Annotated in this window: 6 protein-coding genes; 2 read left to right on the forward strand and 4 right to left on the reverse strand. The window is 72.5% G+C overall.

Annotation, left to right across the window (positions count from 1 at the left end):
• The coding region (locus ADY01_RS38600; RefSeq protein ID WP_049580266.1) for an SCO5717 family growth-regulating ATPase at positions 1-365 on the reverse strand (365 nt) is incomplete at its 3' end.
• Positions 366-667: 302 nt separating this feature from the next.
• Here ADY01_RS38600 and ADY01_RS32160 point away from each other — a divergent pair.
• Positions 668-1,366 carry a class I SAM-dependent methyltransferase gene (locus ADY01_RS32160; protein ID WP_049580267.1) on the forward strand — a complete coding sequence of 233 codons (699 nt, stop codon included), beginning with the start codon at positions 668-670 and terminating at the stop codon, positions 1,364-1,366.
• A gap of 82 nt (positions 1,367-1,448) precedes the next feature.
• On the opposite strand, the gene ADY01_RS32165 is transcribed toward ADY01_RS32160, so the two are convergent.
• The 3 genes from ADY01_RS32165 to ADY01_RS32175 form a co-directional block, all read right to left on the reverse strand.
• Positions 1,449-1,742, reverse strand: a complete 294-nt coding sequence (locus ADY01_RS32165) for a DUF397 domain-containing protein (RefSeq protein ID WP_049580268.1) — start codon at positions 1,740-1,742, stop codon at positions 1,449-1,451.
• A 107-nt stretch (positions 1,743-1,849) separates the two neighbouring features.
• Positions 1,850-2,125 (reverse strand): hypothetical protein, encoded by a 276-nt coding sequence (locus tag ADY01_RS32170; protein ID WP_049580269.1) that lies wholly within the window; start codon positions 2,123-2,125, stop codon positions 1,850-1,852.
• A gap of 33 nt (positions 2,126-2,158) precedes the next feature.
• Complete coding sequence (locus ADY01_RS32175; protein ID WP_234320496.1) at positions 2,159-4,060, reverse strand: acyl-CoA dehydrogenase family protein; 1,902 nt, start codon at positions 4,058-4,060, stop codon at positions 2,159-2,161.
• 201 nt (positions 4,061-4,261) lie between these two features.
• On the opposite strand from ADY01_RS32175, the gene ADY01_RS32180 reads away from it, so the two are divergent.
• A complete protein-coding gene (locus ADY01_RS32180; RefSeq protein WP_049580271.1) occupies positions 4,262-5,293 on the forward strand; it encodes a LacI family DNA-binding transcriptional regulator in 1,032 nt (343 codons plus the stop codon).
• Positions 5,294-5,303: the final 10 nt, after the last annotated feature.

Genomic DNA, 5,303 nt, shown 5'->3' on the forward strand with positions numbered 1-5,303 from the left:
ACGGGCGGAGGCGCGGCGGCCGGGGCGGCGTCCTCGACGCGCTCGGGCTCGGGGGCTGGACCCGGCTCCGGGGCGGGATCCGGCTCGGGATCCGCCTCCGACCGGCCGGCCGCCCTGCGCACGGCCGCGGGTGAGATCTGCATCGTGTCGCCGCTCACCACATCCCCGGGGGCCGCGTCCTCCGGCTGATCCGGGGAGGCCGCCGCCTCGGGACCCGCCCCGCCCGAATACCAGGCGGGCGGTGTGTAGTCGACGGTGAACTGCCCGGTGTTCTCCGACTCCTCCTCTGTGAGGAGTCCGTCATCGGAGCGTTCGTCACCGGCGGTCTCCCCCGCGGTGCGAACCCCATCCCGATCGCTGTTCACGACGCCTCCCGCTCGTGATATTGCTTCCTGATCCGCGTCTTTGGGCCGCATGGCGGATGACGGGTGAGATCCCCCGGGCGGTTCCCCCGAAGCGGGCTCAGGTCCTTGCCCCTGCTGGTCTACGGCGCTTCTGCCGTGCCCACCCTCACCCTAATCGCCACCGCACGACTCCCCTAGCCCTCCCCGCCCCCGGGGCCGGGCGATACCTCTCCAAGCGGGACAAACGGGTCCGCCGACCGGTGCCGCCCGCGTTCCGCGTATTTCGGTTGGTGCGCGGCGGGGGCGCGTGCTTGGCTCGGGACATGAACACCTCATGGATGCCGGACGAACTGGTCCACGCGGGCCCTGAGCACCTGGACCCCGGCTTCGTGGCGGGGTTCGACCGCAAGCAAGGCTATCCGGACCCCTCGGACGACATCGCCGAACTCACGGCCCACGGCCTGGGGAAGGACGCGACGGTGGTGGATCTGGGCGCGGGCACCGGGCGGTTCGCCCTGGCCGCCGCCCGGACGTTCGGCCGGGTCGTGGCCGTGGACGTCTCCCCCGCCATGGTGGCGTCGATCGAGGAGCGGGCCGCCGAGGCCGGGCTCGCCCGGGTCGAGACGGTCCAGGCCGGTTTCCTCACCTACGGCCACACCGGGCCGCCCGCCGACGCGGTCCATACCCGCCATGCCCTGCACCAGCTGCCGGACTTCTGGAAGACGGTCGCCCTGCACCGCATCGCCGAGCTGCTGCGGCCCGGCGGCGTGCTGCGACTGCGGGACCTGGTCTATGACTTCCCGCCGTCCCGCGCGGCCGAGGTCTTCGAGGAGTGGATGAGCGGGGCCGCCGACGACCCGGCGCTCGGCTACACCGCCGCCGACTACGCCGAGCACATCCGCACCGAGCACAGCACCTACCGCTGGCTGCTGGAACCGATGCTGGACCGTGCCGGGTTCGACATCGTCCGCGCCGACTTCGCGAGCGGCCTCTACGGCGCCTACACCTGCGTCCGGCGCTGAGCGGGAGCGGCGGGAGCGGGAGCGGGGAACGGATGCCGGAGCCGCGAGCGCCGCGGCTCCGTGCCCGCGCCCCCGACGCCCCTCATCGCCCGGTGGCGAGCCCGTGCTCCTCCGGGTCGATGTCGAACTCGCCGTCGCGCGCGCCCAGGACGAACGCCTCCCACTCGGCCGGGGTGAACCGCAGCACGGTGTCGGGGTCCTTCGAGTTCCGCATGCCGACGCCGCCGCCCGGGAGATAGGCGATCTCCACCTTCTCGTCCTCGGGGCCACCGGGCGCGCTCAGCCACTCCACACCCGAAATGTCCAGCGCGTACAGCTCGTTCTTCTCGCGCTCCTTGCGTGCGGCCAGCTCTTCTGGGGTCTCGGTCGCCGCCATCGTCGCGTGCTCCCTTCGGTCCGCGGCACAACGCATGCCTGACCGCGATCGTAACGCAGCGCACCGACACGAGTACGCCGGGACCGCCGCCCCTCCCGGGGGAGGGCTCAGCGGGTCCGGAGCCACCATTCGGCGCCGAGGAGCAGGACGAAGCCGGTGACCAGGACGGCCATTCCGAGCCGGGTCCTGCCGCGCCGGCTCATCTCGATGACCGCGCCGGAGAGGATGAACGCCGCCCCGTAGAGTCCGACGGACCGCAGGGACGAGCCGTCGCCGAGCTGGATGACGAGGACGACGGCCATGACCGCCATCGCCACGCCGGCGATGCCCATCCGCAGTCGCCTGGCCTGGCGCGGGGTGAGTCCCCCCTGAGTCGAAGTCACGACAGCAGCATAAGCGTTCGCACGTCGGGGGGATCAGGGAACGGTGCGGTGGACGTCTCCTCCCCCCGGGGGCCCCGGGGTGGCGTCGGCGATCCAGGGGCCCTCGGTGGACGGGTCCACGATGCCCTCCTCCAGCCAGGCGTAGTCGGAGGCCAGGACGCCGCGGGCCACGGAGCGGTCGGTGGTGTCCGTGTTGTGCCAGAGCCGGGGGAAGAGGTCCTCGACGCGTGCCCTCGCCTGCCGGCAGAAGGCGTCGGCCAGTTGGTACGCCTCGTGCCCGTGCTCGGCGTGCGTGCGCAGGCGTTCGGCGTGCACGCAGGCGGCGGACATGGCGAAGAGCTCGGCGCCGATGTCGACCACCCGGCCGAGGAAGCTCTGTCTGGCCTCCATGCGGCCCTGCCAGCGGGACATGCCGTAGAAGGTGGCACGGGCCAGCTTCCTGGCGGAGCGCTCGGCGTAGCGCAGGTGGGCGGCGAGGTTGGGGTGGCGGGAGACGTGGAAGTCGCCGTAGGCGAGCGGGAGCTGACCGCGGCCGGTGGCGAGGCTGGGGAGCCAGCGGACGTAGAAGGCGCCGGCCGCGGTGGCCGCCTTGCGCTTCTTGGTGAGGGAGGCGTCGGGGTCGATGAGGCCGCCCGCCACCTTCAGATGGGCGTCCACCGCCTCCCGGGCGATGAGCAGCCGCATGATCTCGGAACTGCCCTCGAAGATCCGGTTGATCCGCAGGTCGCGGAGCATCTGCTCGGCGGGGACGCCGCGTTCGCCGCGGGCGGCCAGCGAGTCGCGGGTCTCGAAGCCGCGCCCGCCGCGGATCTGGACCAGCTCGTCGGCCATCAGGCAGGCCATCTCGCTGCTGTAGAGCTTGGCGAGGGCGGCCTCGATGCGGATGTCGTGCCGCTCCTCGTCGGCCAGCTCGCCGGTGAGGTCGACGAGGGCCTCCAGCGCGAAGGTGGTCGCGGCGATGAAGGAGATCTTGGCGCCGATCGCCTCGTGCTCGCCGATGGGCTTGCCCCACTGGACGCGCGCCTCCGACCACTCGCGGGCGATCTTCAGGCACCACTTGCCCGCCCCGACGCAGAGCGCGGGCAGGGACAGGCGGCCGGTGTTGAGGGTGGTCAGGGCGATCTTGAGCCCCGCGCCCTCGGCGCCGATGCGGTGGGCGACCGGGACGCGCACCCCGTGGAAGCGGGTCACGCCGTTCTCGATGCCGCGCAGGCCCATGAACGCGTTGCGGTGCTCGACGGTGATGCCCGGGGTGTCGGCCTCGACGACGAACGCCGTGATGCCGCGTTCGGGCACCTGGGCCATGACGACCAGGAGTTCGGCGATCACGCCGTTGGTGGTCCAGAGCTTGACGCCGTCGAGGACATAGGTGTCGCCGTCGCGGACGGCCGTGGTCGCCATCCGGGCCGGGTCGGAACCGACGTCCGGCTCGGTCAGCAGGAACGCGGAGATCGCGCCGCGGGCGCAGCGGGGCAGGAACGCCTCGCGCTGTTCCTCGGTGCCGAAGAGCGTGACGGGCTGCGGCACGCCGATCGACTGGTGGGCGGAGAGCAGGGCTCCTATGGCGGGACTGGCCGAACCGACCAGGGCCAGCGCGCGGTTGTAGTGGACGTGGCCGAGGCCCAGGCCGCCGTATTCGGGGGCGATCTTCATGCCGAACGCGCCGAGCCGCCGCAGCCCGGCGACGACCTCGTCGGGGATGCGGGCCTCGCGTTCGATCAGCGCCCCGTCGATCCCGGTGGCGCAGAACGCGCGCAGCCGGTCGAGGAACTCCTCGCCGTGGCGCGCCGCCTCCGGGTCCGGCTCCGGCCGCGGGTGGATGAGGTCGAGCCGCAGGCGGCCGAGGAACAGCTGCTTGGCGAAGCTCGGTTTGTGCCAGTCCTGCTCCCGGGCGGCTTCCGCGACCCGGCGGGCGTCCCGTTCGGAGACGGTCATCTTCACACCTCGCCCCATGGAAGGCTACTGGTGCGTATGTACCCGCTTTTCCGGGTGGTGACGCGCCGGGTCAGGCCGTGTTGAAGCGCTTCGATTCTTCTCTGGACAGAGGTCGTTGCGCGGTCTAGGGTCAACGCGATCGCCGAGACGATCCCTGTCGAAGCGCTTCACACATCCGTTTCCGTCACGACGGGAGAGCCGATGGTCACCCTCGCCGAGGTCGCCCGGCACGCGGGAGTCTCAGCCAGCACGGTGAGCTACGTCCTCAGCGGGAAGCGGACCATCTCCTCCCGGACCAGGGAGCGGGTCGAGAAGAGCATCAGGGAGCTCGGCTACCACCCCAACGCGGGGGCCCGCGCGCTGGCGAGCAGCAGGTCCAACATCATCGCGCTCATGATGCCGCTGCGCATCGAGATGTATGTGCCGGTGATGATGGAGATCGCGATCGCGGTGGCCACCACGGCGCGCGAGCGGGGGCACGACGTGCTGCTGCTGACCGGGCACGAGGGGCCCGAGGCCGTGCGGCGGGTGGTCGGCAGCGGCCTGGCCGACGCGATGATCCTGATGGACGTGGAGCTGGAGGACCGCCGCCTGCCGCTGGTGCGCGAGGCGCCGCGGCCCGCCGTGCTGATAGGGCTGCCCGCCGACACGGGCGAACTCACCTGCGTTGACCTGGACTTCGCCGCGACGGGACGGCTCTGCGTGGACCATCTGGCGGAGCTCGGGCACCGGGACGTGGCCGTGGTCGGCGAGGCGGCGGCCGTGTACGAGCGGCGCACCGGGTTCGCCGAGCGCACCCTCGCGGGCGTGCGCGAACGCGCGGGCGAGGTGGGGGTGCGGGTCCTGCACCGGCCGTGCGAGGGCAGCTGGGAGTCGGTGGCCGGGACGCTGGCGCGCGTCTTCGACGAACGGCCCGCCACCAGCGCGGTCATCGTGCAGAACGAGGCGGCCGTCGGCCCGATGCTCAGCCTGCTGCGCCAGCAGGGCCGGGCCGTTCCCGAGGACATCTCGGTGGTGGCCGTCTGCCCCGAGCAGGTCGCCACCTCGCAGTCCGTGGCGCTGACCTCCGTCGCCATACCGGCCCACGAGATGGGCCGGCGCGCCGTCGAGCTGGTCATGGCCAAGGCGGACACCCCGGCGGACGCGGTCCCGCCCACCGTCGAGCTGCTGCGCCCGCGGCTGACGGTCAGGGCCAGTACGGGGCCCGCCCCCTCACCGGCGGGAACGCCCTGAACCCCTCGCC

Origin of the sequence: Streptomyces sp. SBT349, assembly GCF_001083795.1 — a bacterium.
GTDB lineage: Bacteria > Actinomycetota > Actinomycetes > Streptomycetales > Streptomycetaceae > Streptomyces.